The sequence below is a fragment of the Streptomyces parvus genome, from assembly GCF_014648875.1.
GTDB classification, from domain to species: domain Bacteria; phylum Actinomycetota; class Actinomycetes; order Streptomycetales; family Streptomycetaceae; genus Streptomyces; species Streptomyces parvus.
The window spans coordinates 418659-444400 of record NZ_BMRY01000005.1; the positions used below are offsets into that span (position 1 = coordinate 418659).

At 70.6% G+C, this 25742-nt stretch carries 27 protein-coding genes and 1 pseudogene; 9 read left to right on the forward strand and 19 right to left on the reverse strand.

Annotation, left to right across the window (positions count from 1 at the left end):
• Positions 1-7: 7 nt before the first annotated feature.
• The 6 genes from IE140_RS18680 to IE140_RS18705 form a co-directional block, all read right to left on the reverse strand.
• Positions 8-1219 carry a Gfo/Idh/MocA family protein gene (locus tag IE140_RS18680; protein WP_150196391.1) on the reverse strand — a complete coding sequence of 404 codons (1212 nt, stop codon included), beginning with the start codon at positions 1217-1219 and terminating at the stop codon, positions 8-10.
• Positions 1216-2127 (reverse strand): carbohydrate ABC transporter permease, encoded by a 912-nt coding sequence (locus IE140_RS18685; RefSeq protein WP_150196392.1) that lies wholly within the window; start codon positions 2125-2127, stop codon positions 1216-1218. Before IE140_RS18685 ends, IE140_RS18680 begins: the two co-directional genes overlap by 4 nt.
• The gene (locus IE140_RS18690) at positions 2124-3056 is read right to left on the reverse strand and encodes a carbohydrate ABC transporter permease (RefSeq protein WP_150196393.1); all 933 of its coding nucleotides are present in this window, start codon (positions 3054-3056) and stop codon (positions 2124-2126) included. Before IE140_RS18690 ends, IE140_RS18685 begins: the two co-directional genes overlap by 4 nt.
• 175 nt (positions 3057-3231) lie before the next feature.
• Positions 3232-4932, reverse strand: a complete 1701-nt coding sequence (gene araD / locus IE140_RS18695; RefSeq protein WP_150196411.1) for an L-arabinonate dehydratase — start codon at positions 4930-4932, stop codon at positions 3232-3234.
• Between the two features lie 119 nt (positions 4933-5051).
• Positions 5052-5954, reverse strand: a complete 903-nt coding sequence (locus tag IE140_RS18700) for a dihydrodipicolinate synthase family protein (RefSeq protein WP_150196394.1) — start codon at positions 5952-5954, stop codon at positions 5052-5054.
• Between the two features lie 53 nt (positions 5955-6007).
• Positions 6008-6664 carry a GntR family transcriptional regulator gene (locus IE140_RS18705; RefSeq protein ID WP_006125376.1) on the reverse strand — a complete coding sequence of 219 codons (657 nt, stop codon included), beginning with the start codon at positions 6662-6664 and terminating at the stop codon, positions 6008-6010.
• A gap of 266 nt (positions 6665-6930) precedes the next feature.
• Between IE140_RS18705 and IE140_RS18710 the strand changes: the two genes are divergently transcribed.
• Positions 6931-7740, forward strand: coding sequence for an NAD-dependent epimerase/dehydratase family protein (locus IE140_RS18710; protein WP_150196395.1), 810 nt, complete (start codon positions 6931-6933; stop codon positions 7738-7740).
• Between the two features lie 75 nt (positions 7741-7815).
• Here IE140_RS18710 and IE140_RS36615 read toward each other — a convergent pair.
• Together IE140_RS36615 and IE140_RS18720 are read right to left on the reverse strand one after the other, a co-directional pair.
• A pseudogene (locus tag IE140_RS36615) lies at positions 7816-8214 on the reverse strand (imine reductase family protein); the annotation flags it as partial.
• 1019 nt (positions 8215-9233) lie between these two features.
• A complete protein-coding gene (locus IE140_RS18720) occupies positions 9234-9407 on the reverse strand; it encodes a hypothetical protein (protein WP_167533525.1) in 174 nt (57 codons plus the stop codon).
• A 92-nt stretch (positions 9408-9499) separates the two neighbouring features.
• On the opposite strand from IE140_RS18720, the gene IE140_RS18725 reads away from it, so the two are divergent.
• Both IE140_RS18725 and IE140_RS18730 read left to right on the forward strand, forming a co-directional pair.
• Positions 9500-9907 carry a VOC family protein gene (locus IE140_RS18725; RefSeq protein ID WP_093439132.1) on the forward strand — a complete coding sequence of 136 codons (408 nt, stop codon included), beginning with the start codon at positions 9500-9502 and terminating at the stop codon, positions 9905-9907.
• 61 nt (positions 9908-9968) lie between these two features.
• Positions 9969-10808: an aldo/keto reductase gene (locus tag IE140_RS18730; RefSeq protein ID WP_150196397.1), complete on the forward strand. Its 840-nt coding sequence runs from the start codon at positions 9969-9971 to the stop codon at positions 10806-10808.
• Positions 10809-10835: 27 nt separating this feature from the next.
• Here the strand turns inward: IE140_RS18730 and IE140_RS18735 are convergent, their stop codons facing one another.
• The 6 genes from IE140_RS18735 to IE140_RS18760 all read right to left on the reverse strand — a co-directional run bounded on the left by IE140_RS18735 (position 10836) and on the right by IE140_RS18760 (position 13552).
• Positions 10836-11372 carry a DUF6924 domain-containing protein gene (locus IE140_RS18735; protein ID WP_150196398.1) on the reverse strand — a complete coding sequence of 179 codons (537 nt, stop codon included), beginning with the start codon at positions 11370-11372 and terminating at the stop codon, positions 10836-10838.
• 106 nt (positions 11373-11478) lie between these two features.
• Positions 11479-11799, reverse strand: a complete 321-nt coding sequence (locus tag IE140_RS18740) for a MafI family immunity protein (protein WP_189460546.1) — start codon at positions 11797-11799, stop codon at positions 11479-11481.
• A 128-nt stretch (positions 11800-11927) separates the two neighbouring features.
• Positions 11928-12674 (reverse strand): aminoglycoside phosphotransferase family protein, encoded by a 747-nt coding sequence (locus tag IE140_RS18745; protein WP_150196400.1) that lies wholly within the window; start codon positions 12672-12674, stop codon positions 11928-11930.
• Positions 12675-12699: 25 nt separating this feature from the next.
• Positions 12700-12921 carry a DUF397 domain-containing protein gene (locus tag IE140_RS18750; RefSeq protein WP_150196401.1) on the reverse strand — a complete coding sequence of 74 codons (222 nt, stop codon included), beginning with the start codon at positions 12919-12921 and terminating at the stop codon, positions 12700-12702.
• Positions 12918-13160 carry a Scr1 family TA system antitoxin-like transcriptional regulator gene (locus IE140_RS36620; RefSeq protein ID WP_229826848.1) on the reverse strand — a complete coding sequence of 81 codons (243 nt, stop codon included), beginning with the start codon at positions 13158-13160 and terminating at the stop codon, positions 12918-12920. Before IE140_RS36620 ends, IE140_RS18750 begins: the two co-directional genes overlap by 4 nt.
• Before the next feature lie 137 nt (positions 13161-13297).
• A complete protein-coding gene (locus IE140_RS18760; protein WP_150196402.1) occupies positions 13298-13552 on the reverse strand; it encodes a DUF6332 family protein in 255 nt (84 codons plus the stop codon).
• 201 nt (positions 13553-13753) lie between these two features.
• On the opposite strand from IE140_RS18760, the gene IE140_RS18765 reads away from it, so the two are divergent.
• Entirely contained in the window at positions 13754-14878 is a 1125-nt protein-coding gene (locus IE140_RS18765) for a glycoside hydrolase family 43 protein (protein WP_150196412.1), read from the forward strand.
• Between the two features lie 49 nt (positions 14879-14927).
• Here the strand turns inward: IE140_RS18765 and IE140_RS18770 are convergent, their stop codons facing one another.
• Together IE140_RS18770 and IE140_RS18775 are read right to left on the reverse strand one after the other, a co-directional pair.
• Positions 14928-15194 carry a hypothetical protein gene (locus tag IE140_RS18770; protein ID WP_150196403.1) on the reverse strand — a complete coding sequence of 89 codons (267 nt, stop codon included), beginning with the start codon at positions 15192-15194 and terminating at the stop codon, positions 14928-14930.
• Between the two features lie 187 nt (positions 15195-15381).
• Positions 15382-16572, reverse strand: a complete 1191-nt coding sequence (locus IE140_RS18775) for a serine hydrolase domain-containing protein (protein ID WP_225679582.1) — start codon at positions 16570-16572, stop codon at positions 15382-15384.
• 62 nt (positions 16573-16634) lie between these two features.
• Here IE140_RS18775 and IE140_RS18780 point away from each other — a divergent pair, with 62 nt between their 5' ends.
• The 3 genes from IE140_RS18780 to IE140_RS18790 all read left to right on the forward strand — a co-directional run bounded on the left by IE140_RS18780 (position 16635) and on the right by IE140_RS18790 (position 18862).
• Positions 16635-17282: a TetR/AcrR family transcriptional regulator gene (locus IE140_RS18780; protein WP_150198138.1), complete on the forward strand. Its 648-nt coding sequence runs from the start codon at positions 16635-16637 to the stop codon at positions 17280-17282.
• A gap of 560 nt (positions 17283-17842) precedes the next feature.
• Positions 17843-18193 (forward strand): zinc metalloprotease, encoded by a 351-nt coding sequence (locus IE140_RS18785; RefSeq protein ID WP_225679580.1) that lies wholly within the window; start codon positions 17843-17845, stop codon positions 18191-18193.
• A gap of 183 nt (positions 18194-18376) precedes the next feature.
• A complete protein-coding gene (locus tag IE140_RS18790) occupies positions 18377-18862 on the forward strand; it encodes a hypothetical protein (protein ID WP_150198136.1) in 486 nt (161 codons plus the stop codon).
• Between the two features lie 109 nt (positions 18863-18971).
• On the opposite strand, the gene IE140_RS18795 is transcribed toward IE140_RS18790, so the two are convergent.
• The 3 genes from IE140_RS18795 to IE140_RS18805 all read right to left on the reverse strand — a co-directional run bounded on the left by IE140_RS18795 (position 18972) and on the right by IE140_RS18805 (position 23410).
• Complete coding sequence (locus tag IE140_RS18795; RefSeq protein ID WP_150198134.1) at positions 18972-19850, reverse strand: MOSC domain-containing protein; 879 nt, start codon at positions 19848-19850, stop codon at positions 18972-18974.
• 256 nt (positions 19851-20106) lie between these two features.
• Positions 20107-22029, reverse strand: a complete 1923-nt coding sequence (locus IE140_RS18800) for an AMP-dependent synthetase/ligase (protein ID WP_189460548.1) — start codon at positions 22027-22029, stop codon at positions 20107-20109.
• Between the two features lie 85 nt (positions 22030-22114).
• A complete protein-coding gene (locus IE140_RS18805; RefSeq protein WP_189460550.1) occupies positions 22115-23410 on the reverse strand; it encodes an acetyl-CoA C-acetyltransferase in 1296 nt (431 codons plus the stop codon).
• Between the two features lie 136 nt (positions 23411-23546).
• Between IE140_RS18805 and IE140_RS18810 the strand changes: the two genes are divergently transcribed.
• Together IE140_RS18810 and IE140_RS18815 are read left to right on the forward strand one after the other, a co-directional pair.
• Positions 23547-24872: a 3-oxoacyl-ACP reductase gene (locus tag IE140_RS18810; protein ID WP_150193795.1), complete on the forward strand. Its 1326-nt coding sequence runs from the start codon at positions 23547-23549 to the stop codon at positions 24870-24872.
• Between the two features lie 5 nt (positions 24873-24877).
• On the forward strand, positions 24878-25717 hold the full coding sequence (locus IE140_RS18815; RefSeq protein WP_150193794.1) for a MaoC family dehydratase: 840 nt from the start codon (positions 24878-24880) through the stop codon (positions 25715-25717).
• Positions 25718-25742: the final 25 nt, after the last annotated feature.

Genomic DNA, 25742 nt, shown 5'->3' on the forward strand with positions numbered 1-25742 from the left:
GGTCGGTTCACGGGGCCGCCACCTCGTTGCTGCGGGCCCAGGCGGCGCCCAGTTCCGAGAAGAGGGCGAGGGATTCGGCCCCGGCGGCGACCAGGCCGTCGATGCCGTGGACCGTACGCCGCGCGCCGCCGCCGGGGGCGTCGTACCGGGTCTCCCAGGCGTCGGCGGGCAGGGCGACGGGCTCGGGGGCCGTGCGTACGGCCTCGACGACCCGCATGAACGCTCCCGTGCGCTCCGGCGGCACCAGGAGCGGTGTGCCCCGCTCCAGATGGTCGACCAGGTTCTCCAGAAGGTCGGTCCGGCCGTGGACGGTCTCCTCGGGGCCGTGGCCGGCGCGTTGGACCAGAACGCGGTCCTGCTTGTACCAGAAGGTGATCCGGCCCCGGTCGCCGTGGACGATCACATAGGGCTCCCCCGCCCGTTCCGCGCAGAGGGTGGCGGCGACGGTGACGGGCAGGCCGCCGGTGGTGGTGATCCGGACGCAGCTGGTGTCGTCCGCCTCGATGTCATGGGCCCGGAACAGCTCGGTCTCGACGGACAGGACGTCCTCGGCCGTGCCCCGGTCCGCGAGTTCGAGCGCGGTGGCCACGGCGTGCGCCAGCGGATTGGTGAGCACGCCGTCGACCACGTCGGTGGAGCCGATCCTGCGCCGCCCGGACCAGGGCGCCCGGCGGAAGTAGGCGTCGTCGCGGACCCAGGCCCCGGCGGCGCCGATCCCCGTGAGCGTCCCGATCACCCCGGTGCGGACCAGGTCCTGGATCGCGGGCACGGCGTGCGACCCGAACGACTGGAAGCCCACCTGACAGGCGGTGCCCGCCCGCCGTACGCCGTCGGCCATCCGGGCGTACGCGGCCCGGCTCGCGGCGGGCGGCTTCTCCAGCAGCAGGTGGACACCCCGGGAGGCGGCGGCCAGGGCCAGGTCGGTGTGGGTCGGTATGGGCGTGCAGACGACGGCGGCACGGGCTCCGGTGGAGTCGAGGAGCGCCCCGAAGTCGGCGGACTGCTCGGGCCGGTCGTCGCCCTGGAGGCCGGAGGCCGCCAGTTCGTCGGTGGTCAGCGGCTCCAGCTCGCAGATGCCGGCCAGCCGTACCCGGCCCTGGTGCTGGAGCCGGCGGAGGTTGGCCAGATGCCAGCGGCCGTGGCCCCGGGCGCCGGCCAGCACGACGGGGAGCGGCGCGCCTGCGGGGGCTGGGGCGGTGCGGCGGGTGAGGTCGGTCATCCCTTCACCGCGCCCGCGCTGAAGCCCGTGACGAGCCACTTCTGGATGAAGGCGAAGACGATCACGACGGGTACGGCGGCGATGACCCCGCCCGCAGCGAGCGCGCCGAGGTCGACGCTGTCCGCCCCGATCAGGGTGTTGAGGCCGACCGGGATCGTCTGCTTGTCCTGTTCGCTGAGGAACATCAGCGCGAACAGGAAGTGGTTCCAGCTGTGGACGAAGGCGAAGGAGCCGACGGCGATCAGCCCGGGGCGCAGCAGCGGCAGGACGACCGTGCGGAAGGCGGTGAAGCGCGAACACCCGTCGACCCAGGCGGCCTCCTCCAGGGAGACCGGGACGTTCTTGATGAACCCGCTGATCAGGATGATCGACAGCGGGAGCTGGAAGACGGTCTCCGCGATGACGACGCTCCACAGGGAGTTGATCATCTGGAGGTTCCGGAAGATCTCGAAGAGCGGTACGAGCATCAGGGCGCCGGGGATGAACTGCGAGCAGAGCAGCGCCAGCATGAACGCGCCCTTGATCCTGAAGTCGAACCGGGCCAGGGCGTACCCGCCGGCCAGGGCGACCAGGGTGGTGGCGATCAGCGTGGCGACGCCGACGATCATGCTGTTCTGGAAGAAGACGGCGAAGCTGCGCTCGTTCCAGACCTTGGCGAAGTGCTCCCCGGTCATCGGCCACGGCACCAGCGCGGTGGAGCCGGCGGGCCGCAGGGCGAACAGCAGCATCCAGTAGAACGGGATGAGCGTGAACAGCAGGTAGATGCCGAGCGGCAGGTAGATCTGCCAGCGCGGTACGTCGTCGAAGGCGCGCTCGCGTCCGGTGCGGCGGCGCGCGGGGGGCTGCGGGCCGCCGGGGCGGACGGGCGGCCGGACGGCGCCGTTCTTCTCGGTGAGTACGGCGGTCACTTGTTGTCGCCTCCGAACTTGCTCAGGCGCAGATAGACGATCGAGCAGAAGAGGAGGATCACGAAGGCGACGGTGGTGAGCGCGGAGGCGTAGCCGAAGTCGTGTCCCTCGATGCCGGTGTTGGCGACGTAGAGCGGCAGCGTGGTGGTCTCGCCGGCCGGTCCGCCGCCGGTGAGGGTGTAGAGGAGGTCGACGTTGTTGAACTCCCAGACCCCGCGCAGCAGGGTGGCGAGGATGATCGCGTCGCGCAGGTGCGGCAGGGTGATGTGGAAGAACTGCCGGAGCCTTCCCGCCCCGTCGACCGACGCCGCCTCGTACAGCTCCTTGGAGACGGACTGGAGGTCGGCGAGGATGAGGATGGCGAAGAAGGGCACGCCGCGCCAGAGTTCGGTGACCGTGGCCGCCCAGAAGACGGTTCCGGTGTCCGAGAGCACCGAGGTGCCGTACTCCCCGATCCCGGCGTCCGCGAGGTACCGGCTGAAGCCCGTCGAGGAGTTGTAGAGCAGGATCCAGATGGTGCTGGTCAGCACGCCGGAGACGGCCCAGGGCGAGAAGACCATGGCCCGGGAGATGCCCCGGCCGATGAAGGTCTGGTTGACGATCAGGGCCAGCGCGAGGCCGAGCACGAGCTGCAGGGAGACCTGGGTGAAGACCCACTGGGCGCTGAAGCCGAGCGTCGACCAGAACTGGTCGTCCTCGGTGAAGATCCGCCGGAAGTTTTCGAGTCCGGCGAAGCCGTTCCGCCACGGCTTGGTGACGTTGTAGTTCTGCAGGCTGTAGCAGAAGACGCTGAGCACCGGGTAGGCGATGAAGCCCAGCATCAGCAGGCCCGCGGGCGCGATCAGCAGGTACGGCAGGCGGCGGGGTGTCGCCGAGCGGCGCCGGGGCGCCTTGGGCGGCGGGGTGGCCACGGCGGCGGGTTGGGCCATGACACGTCTCCGATCTCTGGTACGCGCTCGATGCGCTGGATGTGCGGACCTGCTGGATGTGGGGACTTGCTGTCGCATGCATGCGCGGGCTTGCCGCCGTCCACGGCAGCAAGCGCTTTCTCATGACCGCTGGGCGGCCCGGGCGCCCCGCCGCGCGGAGCACTCGTCGCCCGGGTCACCCCACGTACGGGTCGGGCACTTCTCCCTCCCGGGCCAGGAACGCGAAGTCGCATCCGGTGTCGGCCTGGGTGATCTGCTCCTGGTACAGCGCCCCGTAACCGCGTCCGTAGCGGGCGGGCGGCGGGCTCCAGGCGGCACGGCGGCGTTCCAGCTCGTCGTCGTCGACACCGAGGTGGAGCAGGCGGGCCTCGACGTCCAGGGTGATGAGGTCCCCGGTGCGGACCAGGGCGAGGGGCCCGCCGACGAACGACTCGGGCGCGATGTGCAGGACGCACGCCCCGTAACTCGTGCCGCTCATCCGGGCGTCGGAGATCCGCACCATGTCCCGTACGCCCTGCTTCAGCAGGTAGTCGGGGATCGGCAGCATGCCGTACTCGGGCATGCCGGGCCCGCCCTGGGGTCCGGCGTTGCGCAGCACGAGGACATGGTCCGGAGTGAGCGCCAGCGCGGGGTCGTTGATCGTGCGCTGCAACTCCCGGTAGTCGTCGAAGACGACGGCGGGCCCGGTGTGCCGCAGCAGGCGCGGCTCGGCGGCGATGTGCTTGATGACCGCGCCGTCGGGGCAGAGGTTGCCGCGCAGGACAGCCACCCCGCCCTCCTCGGCCAGGGGTTCGGTGCGCTCGCGGATGACGGCGCTGTTGTGGACGGCCGCACCGTCGAGCTGCTCGCGCAGGGTGGTGTGCGCGACGGTGGGCCGGTCCAGGTGCAGGACGTCGGCGATCCTGCTCAGGAAGCCGGGCAGCCCGCCCGCGAAGTGGAAGTCCTCCATCAAGTACCGCCCGCCGGGGCGGAGATCGGCGAGGACGGGCACCGTACGGGCGATCCGGTCGAAGTCGTCCAGGGTGAGCTTCACACCGGACCGGCCCGCCATCGCGATCAGGTGGATCACGGCGTTGGTGGAGCCGCCGAGCGCGAGGACGGTCGCGACGGCGTCCTCGTACGCGTCGGCCGTGAGGATCTGCGACAACGTCGTGCGCTGCCGTACGAGTTCGACGATGCGCAGGCCGGATGCGGCGGCCATCCGGTCGTGCCCGGAGTCGACGGCCGGGATGGAGGAGGCCCCGGGCAGGGTGACGCCCAGCGCCTCGGCGGCGGCCGTCAGCGTGGAGGCGGTGCCCATCGTCATGCAGTGGCCGGCGGAGCGGGCGAGGCCGTTCTCCAGCTCCCCCATCTCGCAGTCGCCGATCAGCCCGGCCCGCCGCTCGTCCCAGTACTTCCACATGTCCGTGCCGGAGCCCAGGACCTCGTTGCGCCAGTGGCCCGGCAGCATCGGCCCGGCCGGCACGAAGACGGTGGGCAGGTCCGCGGAGGCCGCGCCCATCAGCAGCGCGGGCGTCGACTTGTCGCAGCCGCCCAGCAGGACGGCCCCGTCGACGGGGTACGAGCGGAGCAGCTCCTCGGTCTCCATGGCGAGCAGGTTGCGGTAGAGCATGGGGGTCGGCTTCTGGAAGGTCTCCGAGAGGGTGGAGACCGGGAACTCCAGCGGGAACCCGCCCGCCTGCCAGACGCCCCGCTTCACCGCCTGCGCGCGTTCACGCAGGTGGGAGTGGCAGGGGTTGATGTCGGACCAGGTGTTGAGGACGGCGATGACCGGCTTGCCGAGGTGCTCCTCGGGGAGGTAGCCGAGCTGACGGGTGCGGGCCCGGTGGCTGAAGGAGCGCAACCCGTCGGTGCCGTACCACTGGTGGCTGCGCAGCTCCTCGGGCGCGACGGGGGCCGCTTTCCGGTCGTCCGTCTCCGCGGCCGACCCCCGGCCCTCCGCCTCCGCGGCCGATCCCCGGCCCTCAGTCTCCGCGGCCGCTCTCCGGTGTTCCGTCACAGCGCCCACGCGGCTATCTGCTCGGCGACCTCGGTGCGCCGCGCCTCGGGCAGGACCCGGCTCGGCGCGCGTACCTCGCGGCGGCAGAGGCCGAGCACGGACAGGGCCTCCTTGATGACCGTGACGTTGTTGGCGGACTGCTCCTCGGCGCGGAGCTCCTCGAAGCGGCGGATGCGCTCCCACACCTTCATGGCCGCCACGTAGTCCCCGGCGCGCAGTGCTTCCAGCATGTCGAGGGAGACGGCCGGGGCGACGTTGACGAGACCGGACGTGAAGCCGGTGGCGCCGGTGGCGAAGTAGGAGGGGGCGTACAGCTCGGCGAGGCCGGCGATCCAGACGAACCGCTCCAGTCCGGCGTCGCGGGCGAAGGCCCCGAAGCGCGCCGCGTCGGGCACCGCGTACTTCACGCCGATGACGTTGGGGCAGCTGTCGGCGAGCGCGGCGAGCCGGTCGCCGGCGAGCAGGGGGTTGCGGATGTACGGGACGACGCCGAGCTCCGGGACGGCCTCGGCGATGGCCCGGTGGTAGTCGACCCAGCCCTCCTGGGCGACGTAGGGGTGCACCGGCTGGTGGACCATCACCATCGCCGCGCCCACCTCGGCGGCGTGCTCGGCGGCGGCGACGGCGGCCGGTACGTCGTGGCCGACGCCCACCAGGACGGTGGCGCGTCCCGCGGCCTCCTCGACGGTCAGCTCGGTGACGAGGCGCTGCTCGTCGGGGGTGAGCGCGTAGAACTCCCCAGTGTTGCCGTTCGGGGTGACGATGCGGACACCGCCGTCGAGCAGCCTGCGCGTCAGGGCGCGGTGGTTCGCGACGTCGATACTGCCGTCCTCGGCGAACGGGGTCACCGGGATCGCCACAACGTCGGCGAGGGCCGCCTTCAGCGGAGAGAAGTCCATGCGGACCGGCCTTTCGTCGGATTGCTGGTGGAGGTGCGGTTCCAGCAGACGGTTCACGCGGCACCGCCCCCGTCCTCGTCGTCGGGGAAGGCACGGCGTACGAACGATGCGATGTGATGGTGCAGAGCCCCGGCGGCGGCCTCCGCGTCGTCGGCGAGCGCGAGCCGCAGGATTTCCCGGTGCTCGGCCGCCTCACGCTCCCAGGAGGGGACGGCCGACCAGGCCACCGTGGAGACGAGGGCCGCCTGGTCGCGGACCTCGTCGAGCATCCGGGCGAGCAGAGGGTTGCCGCAGGGCAGGTACAGGGCACGGTGGAAGTCACGGTTGGCCAGCGACCTGTCGGCCTTGTCGAGCGCCGAGTCGGCCCGTTCCAGGGCCTCTTGGGCCGCTTCCAGCGAGGCCTTGCGGTTGACGGACCGGCGCAGCGCCTCCGGTTCCAGCAGGAGGCGTACGTCGTACACCTCCCGGGCCATGGTCGCGTCGACGAGCCGCACGGTGACGCCCTTGTACTGGCTCATGACCACGAGTCCCGTACCCGCGAGGGTCTTGAGCGCCTCGCGGACCGGGGTCTTGGACACCCCGAACTGAGCGGCGAGTTCCGTCTCCACCAGCGCCTGTCCCGGTCTCAGCTGCGCGGTGAGGATGGCGTGCTTGATGGCCTCCAGCACGTACTGGGTCCGGGACGGGATCGGGGCAGGGGCGAAGGTCATGGGTGACGGGCTCTCACATCTCGCGTATCGCGTCTCATATATGACGTACGAAGTACGACGCGATGAAGCTAGGGCTGCCCGGAAGGCTTCGTCAACGCTTCGGACAGAACAACTTTCGGTGCGGACGGGCCACTTGACGTAACCTCACGGACTTCTTAGCTTGTCCACGTATGCGAACGTGGTCCACGGCCCTGAAGGCCGGAGGCGTCAGGAGGCGCACCGATCGGTGCCGCACCGCATCGCATCGCCCCCGAGGAGACCCCCGTATGCCCGCTCCCCGTACCGTCCTGCTCACCGGTGCCGCGGGCGGCCTCGGCACCCTGATGCGCGGGCTGCTGCCCGCGTACGGCTACGACCTGCGGCTCTTCGACCTGGTCCCGGTCGAGGACGAGCCGCAGGCCGTCACCGCCGACCTGAACGACCGAAAGGCACTGCGCGAGGCCGTACGCGGGGTGGACGCGATCATCCACCTGGCCGGCATCTCCCTGGAATCCACGTTCGACAAGATCCTCCGCGCCAACATCGAAGGCCCGTACCACCTTTACGAGGCCGCCCGCGAGGAGGGCGTCCGCCGCATCGTGGCCGCCTCCTCCAACCACGCCGTCGGCCACACGCCGCGCCCGCTCGCCGGGGACCGGCCGATCCCGTCCGACGCCCCGCACCGCCCCGACACCTTCTACGGCCTGTCGAAGTGCTTCGGCGAGGACCTGGCCCAGCTCTACTGGGACAAGCACGGCGTCGAGACCGTGTCGGTACGGATCGGGAGCTGCTTCCCGGAGCCCACCTCGGTACGCATGCTGTCCCTGTGGATGAGCCCCGCCGACGGAGCCCGCCTCTTCCACGCCGCGCTCACCGCCGAGGACGTCGGCCACACCGTCGTCCACGGTTCCTCCGCCAACACCCGCCTGTGGTGGGACCTGACCTCGGCGCGGGCGCTGGGCTACGCACCGCAGGACGACTCGGAGCCGTACGCGGCGAAACTCATCGCCGCCCAGGGCGAACCGGACCCCGCCGACCCGGCGCAGACCCGTCTCGGCGGCCACTTCGTGACGGACCCGCCGATCTGGCCGCACTGAGGGGGCCGGTGGGAGAAGCTCCCGCAGCGGCTCGTGGACGGCACCGGTCACGCCGCGCTCGGCGCCGAGGCGGAGGAGGCTGTGGACGGCGGCCCGGTTCAGGTCGACGGTGGAGACCCCGTCCCCGTACGAGCGGGTCCCCGCCTCCCGGGCCAGTTCCGGCAGGAACGGGGCCATCCCGCGCAGCCGGCGGGCGACGAGCCGCGAGCGACGAGCGACGAGCGACGCGAACGCCTCGGGGTCCGTGCCCGACGGCTCCAGCAGCGCGAGGGCGTGCAGGAATCCGGTGAGCGCCGCGTACCCGGTGCCGAGGACGGCGAGGTCGTGGACCTCGGCGGCCCCGGGGTCGGTCCCGAAGCAGTGCGCGGACGCCACCACCTCCAGCTCCTCGCGGTACGCGGTGAAGACGCGCTCCGAGCCGCTGCAGAGGAAGAACGCCTCGCCGGTGGCGACGGTTTCGGGGAGCGCCATCATGGCCCCGTCCAGGTAGTCGGCGCCGTACCCCGCGAACAGGCCGGCCGGCTCCCGGGCACGCTCCGGGCTGCTGTTGGCCAGATTCACGAGGATCCGGCCGCGCAGCTCCTCGCCGACCGGGCCGAAGGCGTCGCGTACGGAGTCGCTGTCGACGAGCGCGGCGAGAACCAGCGGCCCGGCCGGCGGCGGTAGAAGGCACTGACTCCAGGCGTTCCGTCGCTTCAGCGATATCCGGCGCCTTGTACGGTCGAGTCACTGTCGGAGCGTAGGGTCGAGCAGTCACAGGGGTGCACTTTGAGCAATATTTTGGGCGCGCACGAAATAGTCGTCAGTCCCAGCTATCGCCTGTTCGGTTTGATGGACACGAGTGTCGATCCGTACGGGCTGGATCCAGATGATACCCATTGGCTTCTTTCCGCCCCTGGGCTGGTATATCTCCAAGTACCATCAGCAGTAATCAATTCGATCGTGCGCCTGGAGAGCTGGTCCAGTAAACCTCCGGAGAATCCTGGCAAATGGTTCGGTCGGGAAGAGGTGGCAGTGGAGTTTCCCACCGGGGAGCTAGAGATACACACCCTCGATGGCGGGGCCCAGAATATCCCTTTAACTCTTCCCTCGGCCGGTCTGTACGAGATGCGATGGCAGTGGATGTTCAATGGGAATCGAGGCCCTTTCCTGTCACCGATTGGAGGATCACGCCCATTGCCAGTGCCACCGGGCCAGGAAAGGGAATTGAAAGGTAAAGATCAGTACTGCCTTGTGCAGATATGGCGCGCACCCACCTGCACGCAGGAAGAGTAGTGGACTGTGGGGCTGAAATATTTCGGCCCCATCGGCAAACGTTGCGTCAACCACACGGCGACGTGCGCAACGGCGCTGAAAGTGAACGCTGTGCCATGTAGGTACTTTTCGGACTCGGGTGCCACTCGATAGCCTCAACGGCATCGGCGCCCAGTTTCGCCACCCCGAAGGCGGTGACCATCAAAGCCGCAGGGCGCGCCGGGTGTCGCTCCTGCGGCCTACTGCACGGTGGTGTGCATGACGGAGACGGTGCACTCGATCGTGGATGCCCGCGCTGGGCGCGGCGCACCGGGCCCGCGCGGCAGCGGGGGCTCCGCTTCCGGCGGCGGAGCGGGGAGCGTGGACCGGGTGGAGGCGGCGGTGCGGGCGGCGCTGGGCGACGAGGTCTGCACGAGGGAATCCTCGTCGGGGACCGATGACTTTCCCGGGCGTGCGGGGTCATGACCTGGTAGGACGACTCGACGCACGACCGAAGGAGAAGGCCATGGCAGCGCAGGACAAGACCGGCCCGGGCACCACTCCCCCGCAGGGCGAGGTCACCGGCCTCGGAGTCATCATCGGCAGCACGGACAGCGAGGCCCTGATCTCCTGGTACCGCGCCGCACTGGAGCCGCTGGGCGCCCGCTGGGCGGAGCATCTCCTGATCGTGGGCCCCGGGGCGATCATCGGCTTCGACGAGCGGGACGACGTGGCGGACAAGGCCGCCGAGCCGGGCCGGCAGATGATCAACATCACCGTGCGCGACGTCCGGGCGGCCGAGAGGCACCTCAACACCCTCGGGGTCACGTGGGTGCGGCCGGTCGAGGAGGTCGGGGGCGGCTGGTTCTTCTCCACGATCGTGGACCCGGTGGGGAACTACCTCCAGATCCTCCAGGGCCCGGAAACACCGTGAGCCTCCCCGGGAATCCCCCTAGATTGTCAAGAGCACTCGAACGAGGGGGAGTTCACCGAGCATGCCATCGACAACGTTCCGTATCGGCGGGGACCTGCCCGTGGGCCGGCTGGGCTTCGGCGCGATGCACCTGCCCACCGAGAAGCCCGAGGACCGACCGTCGGCCATCGCCGTGGCCCGCCGGGCGGTCGACCTGGGCATCACACTGATCGACACGGCCCACATGTACGGGTACGGGGCCAACGAGGAGGTCCTGGCCGAGGCCCTCCACCCGTACCCGAAGGACCTCCTGATCACCACGAAGGTCGGGGTCGTCCGCTCCGCCGAGACGGGCGAGTGGGCCCTGAACGGCCGCCCGGAGTCCCTGCGCGCCGAGGTGGACCACGCCCTGCGCCGCCTCCGCGTCGACCGCCTGGAGCTGCTCCAGCTCCACCGCATCGACCCGGAGACCCCGCTCGCCGACCAGCTCGGCACCCTGCGGGACCTGCGCGACGCGGGCAAGGTGGGCCGGATCGGCCTGTCCGAGGTGACGGCCGCCGAACTGGCCGAGGCTCGGGAGATCGTCGACATCGCGAGCGTCCAGAACCGCTACAACCTGACCGACCGCGAACACGAGCCGGTCCTCGCGGCGTGCGCGGCGGCGGACATCGCGTTCCTGCCCTGGCGCACGGTGGCCTGGGGCAAGGCGGGCGACCGGGCGGAGGTGGCAGCGGTCGCGGCCGAGCTGAACGCCACCCCCACCCAGGTCTGCCTGGCCTGGCTCCTGGACCACTCCCCGGTCACGCTCCCGATCCCGGGCACGTCGAGCATCGCCCACCTGGAGGAGAACACGGCGGCGGCGGACGTGGTCCTCACGCCGGAGCTGCGGGCGCGGCTGGACGGGATCGCGGGGGCGGCATAACCGACGGGCGGTCCGCCCCGGGGGGCATCACGGCCCGGAGTGCGGAAGGGAGCCCGGACTCGCCGATGCGGCCGTCACATCCCGGACGACCCTGTCCGGATCGGCGGCCGCGTCCTCCACGAACTCCGGGAAGTCCACGTTGGCGAGCTGGAGGTTCCCGTGGACCATGTGCACGGCGTCCGGCGCGACACGCACCTCGCGGGGCTGCGGGGAGTCGATGAGCTCCTGGTAGTACATCGGGTCGAGGTCCTCGTCGTCATCAGCGCCGAGGTCGAGGGCGAGCAGCGGACGCAAGGGCGAGCGCATGGTGACCCCGTCGGCGAGAAACACAACGCTCAGTTCCTCGTCCCGCGCCGCAGCGGCTACAGCCTCGTCGCCGGTGACACCGTCCCACCGCCGGTCCTCGACGAGATGCGCCACCGACAACCACTCCCGCTCCCCCTCGACGGCACGCTCCAGCGCGGCGACGACCTCCCGCCACGCGGCGTCATCGGTGTAGTCGGTCCGGATGACGAGAGGCACCCACTCATCGGCCCGAACGATCTCCGGCAGCTCTTTCCTCATCGGCTCCCCGCCCATCCGGTCGACTCCGCTCCCACCGCACGGACGGTGTCACGTCCCACTGACACAACCGGCGGGCTCGGGAAGCCGGGGAAGCCAGGTCGGCGGATCAATCCCGCCCGGAAGCCGCGGCGAGGTGACGAAGGCAGGAGTCGGCAGCCTCGCGGTGGGGCATGTGCGGCTCGTCGCTGTAGAGCCGCATCTCACGAGCCGCTCGATCCATGTGCCGCCAGAAATCGAGGGGCAGACCGAGGTCGTCGGCGAGATGGGCCATGCAGTCGAAGGCGAGTCCCAGTTCGTTGTGGTCCAGGAACTCCGTGGTCGTAGAGAGATCGATCCCCGGAAGAGGCGCGAAGTAGGCCCGCGCGGCGTCAAGGTGGGTCCGGGTCCGCTTCCAGCTCGCCGCCAGAGCCTCACGATCATGGGTCATGGCACCAGTGTTGCCCGTGCCATGACCATCCACCAGCTGATTACGGACGAGGTTGCACCCGCCCGAGGAGATGGCCGGCTCGACGCACCGGAACGTACGCGGGCGGGGCGGACGGGCCTACCGCTGCCTCACATCCGGGATCTCAGCACGTCGACCTCACAGCCCGGCGAGAACGGGTCGAACCCGTGCTCGACGAGCCAGCGGACTCCCAGCAGGCTCCGCACTGCCCACCACGCACGGACCACTTCGAGGTCGACGTCTCCGCCATAGCCGACGAGGACGTCGCCGAGGTGCTCCTCGTGTCCGAGCGTGAAGGTGGCAAGGTCGTACAGCGCATCGCCGCGGCCCGCCTCGGACCAGTCGATGATGCCCGTGACCTCGTCACCGTCGACGAAGACGTGTGCGATCTGTAGGTCGCCGTGCGTGAACGCCGGAGTCCACGGCCTGAACGCCGCCTCGGCGACCTGGCGGTTACGGGTGACCAGGTCGGCGGGCAGGAGCTCGTTCGCCACGAGCAACGCGCACTCGGCGTCGAGATCCGCAGCCAGCTCGCCGACGCCTCGGCCTGCCCGGCCGACCCTCGGCGGCAATGGCGCGTCGTGCAGCCTCCGGATCGCGGCACCCGCCGCGGCCCCCGCCGCCGGTGACCCGGTCGACGGCCCGCCGAGGCGCCCCAGCGTCGCCCCCGGGACGGTGGAGATCGCCAGCACGGGCGGCTTGCGCCACAGGACTTCCGGCGTCGGTACGGGCGCGAGGGCCATCGCCTCGACCTCGACGTCGATACGCGCCTGATCGGCGTCCACCTTCAGGAACACGTCACCGACGCGCAGGGTCGCGCGCTCGGAGTGAGCGACGACGACTTGGACCTCATCCACGGTGACCGCCACCTCGGCCGGATCCCTAAAAGGAGCCGTCCCGAACAGCCGTGACGAAGGCCTGCCACTGCTCGGGGCCGAAGGTGTGCGCGCCGAGGGCGCGGTCCTTGCTGTCGCGGACCGCGTGGCGGCCGGAGGCCAGGAAGGCATGCTCGACGCAGTTGTTGTTCGACCCGCTGTACGTGCTCTTGTGCCAACGTGCACACTCAAGCTCGGTCTTCGGAACGCGAGCCGATCCCTCGATCATGATCTGCTTTCCTCGATAAGGTCGCGAATGTACTGCCGGGATGCGGTGGGCGACAGCGCGGCGGCAGTCAGTTCGTCCCACGCCTTGCCGTAAGCCTGAACATCGAGGTTCTGCTCCAGCAACGTACCACCGGTGATGTGCTCCAACCACACCACTTCCACCGGCGGATCGGCCTGCAGTCCGAGGATGGAGAACGACACGTACTGCTCGATCGGCAGGGCGGAGTTCAGCGGCAGCACCTGAATGGTGACGTTCGGCGCCGAGCCCGCTACGGGAGAACGCCCCTGGGCTCCTGGACCTGGGCTCCATCGACGCCAGGACCGCCCGACGCCTGATCCGCGCCCTTCAGTTCTGAACGGCCCTCCGCCCCCGGTCGTCAGTGGTCTTTACGGCGCTCCACGTCGAAGCGGTACAACACCCGCACCAGTCGCCACACTCCGGCCGCCCCACCCACCAGGGCTCCCCCCGTCAGCACACCTTTGGACGCTGAACCGGAGAGATCGAAGGCGAGAGTGAGCACCAGCGCGGGGGCGAAGACAGCTGCGGCAAGAACGGCAGCAGTCACCAGGGCGAAGACGATCTCCACCGTCATCGCGTCCTTCTCCCACCGCGACTCGCGCCCCATGTCCATGCCGGAAGTCTCGCACCACGGTCCAACCCAAGAACGGCGCAACGCCCGGTCGGGCCCAGCTTCATTCCCGAACTACCCCCTCCCGCAAGCCCATTGACAGAGGCAACCCCTGACGAGATTCTGCGAGAGCGCTCTTCTATCGATGTAAATCGCCATCCCATCGAAACCCCCACCCAGGAGCGAGCCCCCATGAGCGAGCCCATGAGCGACCCCACACGCAAGCCCAGGAGACCCCTCCGCCGCCCGTCCACCTTCGGCGCGCTCGCACTGGCCGCCGCCCTCGCCGCGACGCTCCTCCTCTCGCCGCCCGACACCGCCCAGGGCGCACCCCCCACCCGTGAGGCGGCTCCGCAGGGGCAGACCGGTCTGCGGGCGGCCGACCCCAGCGTGTTGCGGGTGGGCAGTACGTACGTCGGCGTCCAGTCGACCGGCGGCGGCATCGTCGTGCGGCAGGCGTCGTCCACGGACGGTCTTGCCACCGCGCCCGCCCGGCAGGTCTGGGCAGACAGCCGGGGGCGCGGGGAGGTCTGGGCTCCCGAGATCGTGATGGACGGCGGGCGGTACTACATCTACTTCACCGCCGGCGTCGGGGCCGCCCACCGCATGTTCGTCATCAGCTCGGCCTCGCCGGACAGCGGGTACGGGGCCGAGACCCAACTCGCCCTTCCCGACGACAAATGGGCCATCGACGGCACCCTGTTCACCTTCGAGGGGCAGCGCTGGTTCGTCTGGTCCGGGTGGGCGGGCGGCACCAACGTCGAGCAGAACCTCTACATCGCCCGGATGAGCAGCCCGACCCAGCCCACCGGCGCGCGGTACGTCATCTCGCAGCCGCGCGAGAGCTGGGAGCGGGTGGTCGGCAACCCGTTCATCAACGAGAGCCCCGAGGCCATCAAGGATCCGAACGGGCAACTGCACATCGCGTACTCCGCCAACGGCAGTTGGAGCGAGCAGTACTGCCTGGCGGACCTGCGCCTGCGCAAGGGCGGGGACCCCACCCACGTATGGGACTGGTACAAGTCGAACGGCTGCCTGTTCGGCTCCAACCGCGCGACCATGATGGCAGGTTGGGACCCGACGCTGTACGTGAACGGGCCCGGCCACCACACCTTCGTCCTGCTGCACGGCGACATCAACACCAGCCCGCCCGCAGGCCCGAAGTTCCCGTCGATGTACCACGCGGTCGCGAAGGGCACCCCGTACTCCTGGGCCAATCGCCACTGGTACACCGGCACGTTCGCCTGGTGGGGCAACACAACGTACTCACGGGCCAACGTCCCGGGGCCCAACACGGACACGGGATGGAGCCTGAAGTTCTTCGAGTGAGCCGTACGGCCGTCGGCGACGAGGATGGAACCGTGAGTTCGTCCGAAGGTCAGTGGTCGGCGACGGTCATGGGTCGCTGCAGGATCCACCGGTGTACGGGCGGGGTGATGCCGGCACCCACGACGAATCCGATCACTACGCTCCCGCTCGCGTTCGCGATCGTCCCGATCAGCGCGCACAGAACCATGCCGACCACGACCAGGCCCGCGACCTTCGTACGCGAGGCCTGCTGGTTCAGCCACTGCACGGTCGCGTGGGTGGTGAGATACGCGGTGGATCCGAACGCGGCCAATGCCAGAACGGTCAGAGCGTCCATTCCGCAAACCTCGGCTTCCTGTGGCGCTCCCCATGGGCAGAGCATTGTGGTCGATTGAGCGGAATGAACACACTAACGATCTTGGCGGGATGATCAAATTCATCTGAGCAATCCCTGAGGAAGCCGCTCACGGCTCCCTGGCCCCAAGCCCCGGCCCCTGGTCCCCCGGGCCCGCGGCCCCCGGCCGTCAAGCCCGGTCGCAGTAGCCCCGCTGGAACGCGGACCAGAAGTCCTCGTCGATCCCGGTGTCGGCGAGCGGGCTCCAGTTGGTGTGGGCGACGAGTTGCTTGCGGCCGTCGCGGCCGTTGAGGGCGAAGGTGAGATAGCCGGGCGCGGTGCCGCCGTGGCCGTACGCCGGACCGCAGTCGGTGGCGTAGACGTACACGCCCAGGCCGTAAGCGACGGCGGGCGGGGCGCTGCCGGTCGTGGGGACGGTGTCGGTGAGCATCGAGCGCAGGAGGCCCTGCGGCAGCAGGCGCCCTCGCAGCAGCGCCCGGTAGAAGCGCGCGAGGTCCGCCGCCGTGGTGACCAGGGCGCCCGACGCCCCCGCCTCGGACGGGCTGAGCCCGGTGATGTCGAACCGGGTGGCGTCGGGTGCGTCCGGCAGCAGGGCCGAGACGTCCGTGTAGCCGCGCGCGTGAGGCCCCTCGATCGTGCGCCGCGCCAGGGGGTAGGAGGTGTCACGCAGTCCGAGGGGCGTGAGGACGCGGCGTTCGAGGTTGGCGCGCAGGTCGCGGTCGGTGACCCGTTCGACGATCAGGTCGAGCAGCAGGTAGTTGGTGTTGGAGTACCGGAACCGGGTTCCGGGGGTGGGGAAGTACCGGGGCTCGTCCAGGCCGATGGCGAGGAGCCGGTCTCGGGGCCAGTACTGGTCGAGGCCGCGGAAGTGCGGGATCAGCCCGTCGATGTAGTCGTACAGCCCGCTCGTGTGGTTGAGCAGCTGGCGGACGGTGATGGGTGCGCCGGACAGGGCGTTGTCGGCGCGGACCTGGTCGGGCAGCAGCTCGTCCACGGTGTCGTCGAGTCGCAGCCGGTGTTCGGCGACGAGTTGCAGGACGACCGTCGCGGTGAAGGTCTTGGTGATGCTCCCGGCGCGGAACTTCAGGTCCGGCCGCATCGGCGTACCGGTGGACCGGTCGGCCACGCCGGCCGCGGCGGAGCGGACCCGGGCGCCGTCGTGGGCGAGGAGGAAGGCGCCGGGGTTGGGGTTCGGGGCGGCCACGACCTTTTCCGCCAGGGCGCGCAGGGCGGAGTCGGGGCGGCTCTCGGCGGCGGCCACGCCCCGGTCGGCCGGCCGGCCCGCGGCGGCCGTGCCGGATGAGAGCAGGGCGAGAACAAGTGCCAGGCCTAAAAGGCGGGTTGAGCGTCGACGGAACATCGTGGACTCCTTCGCCGATAGCAATATAGTCATACGGTTATAGCACGCGATACCGTCCTCGTATGCCGAGAGTCGCCGACCACGACGCCCGCCACGGGCAGATCAGTGACGCCGTCCAGCGCCTGATCGTGCGGGACGGCCTGGCCGCCGTGACCGTCGCCCGGACCGCCGCCGAAGCGGGCATGTCCGTGGGCCTGGTGCAGCACTACTTCACGGCGAAGGACGAGATGCTGCTGACGACGTTCACCCGCGTCAACGAGCGGTTCACCGCACGTGTCGACGCTGCGGTGAACCGGGGCGAGGCCGAGGGCCTCACCATCGCCGCCATGCTGCGGCAGGCGCTGGCCGAACTGGTTCCGCTCGGCGACGCCCGCCGGGCTGAGTTCCTGGTCCGGCTCGCCTTCTCGGGCCAGGCCGCCCACAACACCCGCCTCGCGGCCGTGCAGCGGGAGACCCTCGCGGGGGTCCGCGCGCGCGTCAGGCAGGCCATCGACAACGGTACGGAGTGCGGCGAGGTCGACAAGGGTGTCGACGCCGGCCAACAGGCCCTGCGGATCGTCGCGTTCACCGAGGGGCTCGCCCTGCACACACACATCGACCCGGGCAGCACCCCGGAGGCGGCCGCCCTCGCCGCCCTGGACGACCAGCTCGGCCGCGTGTTCACCGGGACGTGCCGCCACCACCGAGCACAGACCCGCGCGAGCCGGTGACCCCACGCCTTCGACAGAGACTCCGCGCGAGTCGTTGACAGGAACTCCACCCCACGGGATTCCGCGAGAGCGCTCTTCTATCGATGTAAATCGCTTAATGGGCCGTCGCGCACGGATGCCCCAGGGGCAAACCCCGAGACTGTTCTCCGAACGCCTGATTCGAGCGTTCCGCATCTCAACTACCTTGAACAGTAAGGCAACTGAGCACTTTCATGAGCATCGATCAGCTGATCAGCCATCAGAGGAACGTTTCCCCTCAGGCAGAACCTATGTGTATTCTGTGATCGCCAGGGGGAGGCATGAGCACGTTGCGTTCACTTTCCCCTGCGCCTATTCAGGTTCACCGGGGGGTATCTATGAATCGCTTTGTACGTGCGTTCGCCATATTCGCCGCCGTTCTCGGCATATCACTGACAACTGCGCAGTCGGCATCGGCCAACAGCTTCGGTCCGGTGTTCGCGGACAACGGGGCACACAGCTTCTTCCTGGACGACGACCTTTCGTCCGGGCAAAAATCCGGAATGAATTGGGCACGCAGCAGCTCGCTCAATCCGACGGACATGACCACAAGCCTCAACAAGTCCTACAACAAGCAGGTCGACGTCTGGGCCTACGGGACCTGGAAGCCGACGGGGGACCAGACGCGCTGGTACGCCTGGGCGAAGTGCGTGAAATTGGTGAGTGGCAGCAAGACCAAGTGCGACCAGTTCACCATTGTCTTCAACCACAAGCTCCCCCACAGCAATTACAAGGCGCTCGCCTGCCACGAGACCGGGCACACCGTGGGCCTGGGGCACGAGTCGGGGAAGAACAGTAGTTTCACGTCCGCGGCGCGCTCCTGCCTGCGCGCGAGCCCTGACCACAACTACTACTCGAACCACGACAAGAGCCACATCAACGGCCGTTACTGATCGGAAGAGGGGAAACTTCTGATGCGTAAGAGAATTCTTTCGATCGTCGGCGCCGCTGCCCTGACGCTGGGCGTCACAGCATGCTCGTCTTCGTCGGACACCGGATCCACCGAATCCATCCGCGCCACCGGGGGATTCTGGGGAGTCCACGGGGCTCAGGGAGCGTCCGAAGCCGATCCGCCGATGAGTCTCACCGCCATCGCCGAACGCGCGGACCTGGTCGTCCTCGGCACCGTTTCGGGAGCGGAGGAGGGCAAGGACTACACCGAGGAGGGAAAGCCTCCGAACCGCACGTCGAACCTCAGTATCGGCGTGGAGCAGTCAAGTGACACCGGTGTGTCCGAAGCCGTGGTGGAGATCACCCGGGACACAGCCACCTCCCTGACGGATATTCAGGCCAACCTTCCGAAGGGGCGCTACGTCTTCTACCTCAGCACCTGGTACGACGGCCCGGACGGCCCGGTCTACCGCTGTGCGTCTCCCGCCAAGTGTGTGGTCGGAGTCGAGGAGGGGGACCTGGAGACGCCGCGCGATCCGGAGGCGGCGGAGGAACTGCAGGTGCCGGCAGAGGCCGACCAGGAGAAGGCTGCGAAGAACGACTCTCTGACAGTCGAGCAGGTCTACGACCTGAGCGCGGAAGCTGTTCCCGCGTCGGGCTCCGCGTCCTGACCGTTCACAGCCGAGCCTGACCCTGCCCGGGGCAGCCCTGGGCAGGGTCAGAAGCAGAAACAGGGCCCCTCGCAGGCAGGACCCCGAGGAGTGGGCCGAGGCCGGAGCATCAGGCCTCGGCCTCGCCCCACTCCTCCACCACCACCTCGTCGCCCAGCGACAGCTTGCCCGGCCGCACCACGGCGAACTTCGTACCGAACACCACCCCGCCCACCGAGAAGCGCCGGTAGTCCGCGAGCGTCCGCAACGGCTCCGGGCCGCCGCGGGCCCCGGCCTCCTGGTCGACCAGGGTGACCGCGCAGCGCACGGCGAGCTTGGTGTAGCCGAGCTCGGCCGCGCCGATGGTCGCGCGGCGGATCCGGTCCTCGGCGTGGGGCTCCGACGCCCAGTCCTCCCCGTGCCCGCCGTGCGCCCCCTCGGGGAGGCTGGCGATGACGATGTTCGGGCGGAACCGGTCCATGGCCAGGGGCGGGGCGCCGCGCTCGGCCAGCCGCGTGTGCAGATGGGCGAGGGAGGCGCAGGTCAGCAGGTGGACGGCGCTGCTGTCGGCGTAACCGGAGGTGCCGGGGGTCACGCCGTCGGTCTTCCGGTCGTGCTCCGGCGGTACGCGGACCAGACGGCTCGGGGCGCCGAGAAACTCCGTGAGCCAGGCCGCGGCCTCGTCACCCTGGTCGATTCCCTGGTACGTCGCGCCGAACAGGTCGACGTCGCGCCGGGGCGCCGAGGTGGTGACGTCGAGGTGCAGCGCGCCGCGGCCGCTGTCCGGCTCCGTCGATACGAGCGTGAGCCTGCTGCCGTCGGCGCTGACGATGGGCCGGACGAGGGCGAGGCGCGGGTCGCGGCGCTGGGTGCGGAAGACCCCGTCGACGCCGACGACCATGAAACTGCGGTCATGCGCGAGACCCGCGGGGGTGAGGTGCGTACTGTCCACGGACGTTCCCGCACAGCCCTTGACGGGGTAGGTGATCAGCTCGACGACTGTGGCCATGCGGCCTCCTTCATGACGCCCTGCCCCCGCGCTCTGCTGCCGCCGGGCCCTTGCGGCAAGGGTGCCAGGCCGCGCGCAGGATGATCGACGGGTTTTGCGCCAGACCGCGAGGAAGCCCCGGCACCGCGATGCCGGGGCCGGGACCATCTTCACCTCGGACCGCCACTTCCGTATGGTCCGGCCCCTGACCGGCCACAAGGCGTTCAGGTTGCTCCCCGAGGACGTGTGACGAGGGCCCTCGACGCCGCCGAAACCCCTACCTCCGGTACAACCCCTCGATCTCCCCCGAGAAGTCCCGCGCGATCGCGTCCCGTTTCAGCTTCAGCGACGGCGTCAAGTGGCCGTTCTCCTCCGTGAAGTCCACCGGCAGGACCGTGAACCTGCGGATCGACTCGGCGCGCGAGACCAGGCGGTTGGCCTCGTCCACCGCCTTCTGCAAGGACGTGCGCAGGTCCTCGTCGTGGACCAGGTCGCGCATCGGGATGTCCTGCTTCTTGGTCATCTGGCGCCAGTGCTGGAGGCCGTCCGGTTCCAGGGTGATCAGGGCGGTGACGTACGAGCGGTTGTCGCCGACCACCATGCACTGGCTGACCAGGGGGTGGGCGCGCAGCCAGTCCTCCAGGGGGGCGGGGGTGACGTTCTTGCCGCCCGACGTGATGATGATGTCCTTCTTGCGGCCCGTGATCGTCAGGTAGCCGTCGTCGTCCAGCGCGCCCAGGTCGCCCGTCGGGAACCAGTCGTCCGCCAGGAGCGCCGGGGTCACCTCCGCCCGCTCCCCGTCCCAGTAGCCCCGGAACACCTGGCCGCCCTTCAGCAGCACCTCGCCGTCGTCCGCGATGCGCACCGAGGTTCCGGGCAGCGGCCAGCCCACCGTGCCCAGGCGGGGTTTGAGGGGCGGGGTCACCGTGTGGGCGGCCGTGGTCTCGGTGAGTCCGTAGCCCTCGAAGATGCCGATGCCCGCGCCCTCGTAGAAGGCCGCGAGGCGCCGGCCCAGCGGGGAGCCGCCGCAGATCACGTACCGGACCTTGCCGCCCAGCGCGGCCCGGATGCGGCGGTAGACCAGGGGGTCGTAGAGGGCTCGGGCCGCCCGCAGGCCGAGGCCGGGGCCCGGGCCCGTACCGTGTTCGGCGGCCTCCACCGCCTTGCCGTAGCGCTGGGCGATCCGCGCCGCGCGGTCGAACGACGAGGCGCGGCCCATCTTCTCCGCCGTCGCCCGGCCCGTGTTGTAGACCTTCTCCAGGACGTACGGGATGGCCAGGAGGAAGGTCGGGCGGAAGCCGGCCAGGTCCGCCAGCAGGTCCTCGGTCTGGATCGACGGCGCGTGGCCCAGGCGGACCCGTGCCCGCATGCAGCCGATCGCCACCATCCGGCCGAAGACGTGGGAGAGGGGGAGGAAGAGGAGAGTGGAAGCCGGGTCCTTCGAGACCGACTTGAAGACCGGGTGGAGGAGTTCGATCGCGTTGTCGACCTCGGCGAAGAAGTTGCCGTGGGTCAGGACACAGCCCTTCGGGCGGCCCGTCGTGCCCGAGGTGTAGATGAGGGTCGCCGGGCTGTGCGGTTCCAGGGTGGCCCGGCGGGCCGCGACCGCCGCGTCCGGGATGTCCTTGCCGAGCGACTTCAGATGGCCGATCGCCCCCGTGTCGAACTGCCAGAGGTGCGCCAGGTCGCCGAGCTGTTTGCGCTCCTGGCTGATCAGGCGGCCCTGCTCCTTCGTCTCCACCGCGCACGCCACCGCGCCCGAGTTCTGGAGGATCCAGCGGGCCTGGAAGGCCGAGGACGTGGGGTAGATGGGGACCGTCACCAGGCCCGCCGCCCACGCCGCGAAGTCCAGCAGCGTCCACTCGTACGTCGTCCGGGCCATGATCGCGACCCGGTCCCCCGCCCGCAGGCCCTCCGCCATCAGGCCCTTCGCCACCGCCAGCACCTCGGCGGCGAACTCGGCGGCGCTCACGTCCCGCCACACGCCCTCGGCGTCCTTACGGCTGAGGACCGACTCCCCTGGCGCCTCGCGGGCGTTGTCGAACGGGATCTCCGCCAGCGAGCCGCGCTCCACGACGGGCGCGAACTTCGGTACGGAGACCTCCTGGACCCTGCCGTCCGGGCCGCGCTTCTTCGTCGGCTCGATCAGGACGGGCCCGGGGGGCGTGGTGGACGTGGGGGCGGAAGGTGGCGTTGACACGTGCGGCTCCTCGGTTCGGGGGTCGGGCGGGTCGGTTCGCCGGGTCGTCCGTCCGGCAGGGGAAACAGCGGAAGAGGCAGGCAGGTCAGGGGCGTTCCAGGATCGCCGTCACCCCCTGCCCGCCCGCCGCGCAGATCGAGATCAGGCCCCGGCCCGGGCCCTCCCGTTCCGCCAGCAGCTTCGCCAGGGTCGCCACGATCCGGGCGCCAGTCGCGGCGAACGGGTGGCCGGTGGCCAGGGAGGAACCGGCCACGTTCAGGCGGGTGCGGTCCACCGGGGCGAGGCCCTGCTTCTCCCAGGCGGCGAGGGTGGCCAGCACCTGAGAGGCGAACGCCTCGTGGATCTCGTACAGGTCGAAGTCCTCGATGCCCAGGCCGGCCCGCTCCAGCAGGCGCGGCACCGCGTACGCCGGGGCCATGAGGAGGCCGTCGTCGCCGTCCACGTAGTCGACCGCGCCCGTCTCGTACAGGGAGAGGTAGGCGAGTGGTTCGAGGCCCCGTTCCTCCGCCCACTCCTCGCTCGCCAGCAGGACCGTCGCCGCGCCGTCCGTCAGCGGCGTCGAATTGCCCGCGGTCATGGTCGGGTCGGGGTCGGACGTGCCGAACACCGGCTTCAGGCGCGCCAGTTTCCCGGCCGTCGAGTCCGGGCGCAGGTTCTGGTCGCGGTCCAGGCCGCGGTAGGGGACCACCAGGTCGTCCAGGAAGCCGCGTTCGTACGCGGCGGCCAGGCGCTGGTGGCTCGTGGCGGCCAGCTGGTCCTGGTCCTCGCGGGTGACCGCCCAGCGGCGGGCGGTGACGGCGGCGTGGTCGCCCATCGACAGGCCGGTTCGGGGTTCGGCGTTGCGCGGGATGTCCGGGACGAGGTGGCGGGGGCGTACGGCGGCGAGGGCCGCGAGGCGGGCGCCCGTCGTCTTCGCGCGGCGGGCGGTGAGCAGGATGCGGCGCAGTTCGTCGTTGACGCCGAGCGGGGCGTCGCTGGTGGTGTCGGAGCCGCCCGCGATCGCGGAGTCGACGGACCCGAGGGCGATCCGGTCGGCGGCGGTGATGACCGCCTGGAGGCCGGTGCCGCAGGCCTGCTGGATGTCGTAGGCGGGTGTGCGCGGGTCGAGCGCGGAGCCGAGGACCGTCTCCCGCGCCAGGTTGAAGTCGCGGCTGTGCTTGAGGACCGCGCCCGCGACGAACGCCCCGACCCGCTCCCCGGCCAGGCCGTGCCGCTCGACCAGGCCGTTCAGGGCGGCCGTCAGCAGGTCCTGGTTGGAGGCGGTCGCGTACGGGCCGTCGGAGCGGGCGAAGGGGGTGCGGCTGCCGCCGAGCACCGCGACGCGGCGCGGCCGGGGCGGGGAGAGCGGTACGAACGGGTCCCGGCGCGTCATCGTGACCATCTCGTCTCGGCCGGTCCGGTCAGCCCGGTTGATCCGGTTGATCCGGTTGATCCGGGATTGCTCATCTCGACCAACTCCTGACCCTTAAGTAACCTTACTCAAGAGTAAATCTACGACCGAGCAGGGAGTCAGGACAATGGCCGATCGCTATCTGCACCTCACCGGCACAGCACCCGGCCGCTTCCTCACGCGCCGGCTCGGCCTGCCGCAGCCGGCCGCGCTGCGCCGCTGGAGCCTGGAGACCCCGCGCCTGGACGGGCCGCTGCTGCATCTGACCGCCGGGGACTCGGCGATCACGGACGAGCTGGCGAAGGCGCTGGCGGCGACGGGCCTGACAGTGGACGCCCAGGCAGCGCGGCCCGCCGGGATCGTGCTGGACGCCACGGGGGTCACCTCCGCGCGGGGTCTCGCCGAGGTGCACGCGGCCCTGCACCCTGTCGTACGGTCGCAGGCTCCCGGTGGCCGGATCGTCGTCATCGGCACGCCACCGTCCTCCGAGGACCACCATCAGGCCGCTGCCCAGCAGGCGTTGGAGGGTTTCGTCCGGTCGCTGGGCAAGGAGACCGGGCGCGGCTCCACCGCCCAGCTCGTGCGGATCCCGGCAGGCGCCGCGCCGGGGGCCGCCGAGTCCACCCTCCGCTTCCTCCTCTCCCCCCGGTCCGCCTACGTCAGCGGCCAGGTGATCGAGCTGACCACCGCCGCCCCGGACCCCGAGGCCGACCGGGACGCCCCGCTCACCGGGCGCACCGCCCTGGTCACCGGCGCCGCGCGGGGCATAGGCGCGTCCGTCGCCTCGGTGCTGGCCCGCGACGGGGCGCACGTGATCGTCCTGGACGTCCCCCAGGCCCAGGACGACCTGGTGCGCACCGCCGACCGGCTCGGGGCCACCGCGCTGCCGCTGGACATCACCGCACCCGACGCCGCCGCCCGCATCGCCGCCGCCGCCGCACCGGACGGGCTCGACATCCTCGTCCACAACGCGGGCATCACCCGCGACCGCCGCCTCGCCAACATGCCGGCCGAACGCTGGGCCCAGGTCATCGACGTCAACCTCGACAGCGTGCTCCGCACCACCGACGAACTCCTCACCTCGGGCGCCCTGAACCGGGGCGGCCGGGTCGTCGCCACCGCCTCCATCGCGGGCATCGCGGGCAACAACGGCCAGACCAACTACGCGGCGAGCAAGGCCGGTGTCATCGGCCTCGTCCGCTCGCTCGGGCCGCGCGCCGCCGCCGAGCACGGCGTCACGGTCAACGCGGTGGCCCCCGGCTTCATCGAGACGAAGATGACCGCCGCCGTGCCGCTGTTCATCCGCGAGGCGGGCCGCCGTATGAACTCCCTCTCCCAGGGCGGCCTTCCGGTGGACGTGGCCGAGGCCGTCGCCTGGTTCGCGCAGCCCGGCTCCGCCGCCGTCAACGGCCAGGTGCTGCGCGTCTGCGGCCAGAGCCTGCTGGGGGCTTGAGACCGATGACCTCACTCAGCGCCTCGCTCGTGCGCGGGGCCCTCTCGTCCCCGTTCAAGCGCGCCGGGCGGCCGGACGCCACCCTGCCCCCGGGCCACCTGACCCGCCCCGCCGCGCCGGTCGCGCCCGGGCCCCTCGCGGCGTACGCCCGGATCTGCGGGTTCGCGGAGTCCGGCCCGCTGCCGCTCACCTACCCGCACGTCCTGGCCTTCCCGCTCACCATGCGGCTGATGACCGGGCGCGCCTTCCCGCTGCCGGTCCTCGGGCTCGTCCACACCTGGATCGAGATCATCCCGCACCGGGCCGTGCAGCCCACCGAGCCGCTCGAACTGGCCGTGTACGCGGACGGTTTGACCCCGCACCGGCGAGGAACCGAGGTCACGATGGCGACCGAGGCGCGGGTGGGCGGGGAGCTGGTGTGGGAGTCCCGCAGCGGCTATCTGTCCCGGCACGGGACGACGGATGCGGCTGCCGCGCCCCGCACGGCTTCGGCCCCGGACGCCGCCGTCGAGCTGCCCGCCGTCGCCGAGTGGGCACTGCCCGGCGATCTCGGGCGGCGCTACGGGGCCGTCTCCGGGGACCGCAACCCGATCCACCTCCACCCGCTGACCGCCCGGCTGTTCGGCTTCCCCCGGGCCATCGCGCACGGCATGTGGACGGTCGCCCGCTGCCTGGCCGAAGTCGAGGACCCGGTCGGCATCCGTTCCGTACGGGCCGAGTTCAGGGCTCCCGTCCTGCTGCCCGCCGCCGTGACGTACGCGGCCGACGCCGCCGGGAACGCCTTCGCGCTGCGCGGGGCGAAAGAGCGTGTCCACCTGGTGGGAGCGGTGACGCGAGCTTCCTGAAGCGGGGTCATCCGCTCCCACAGGT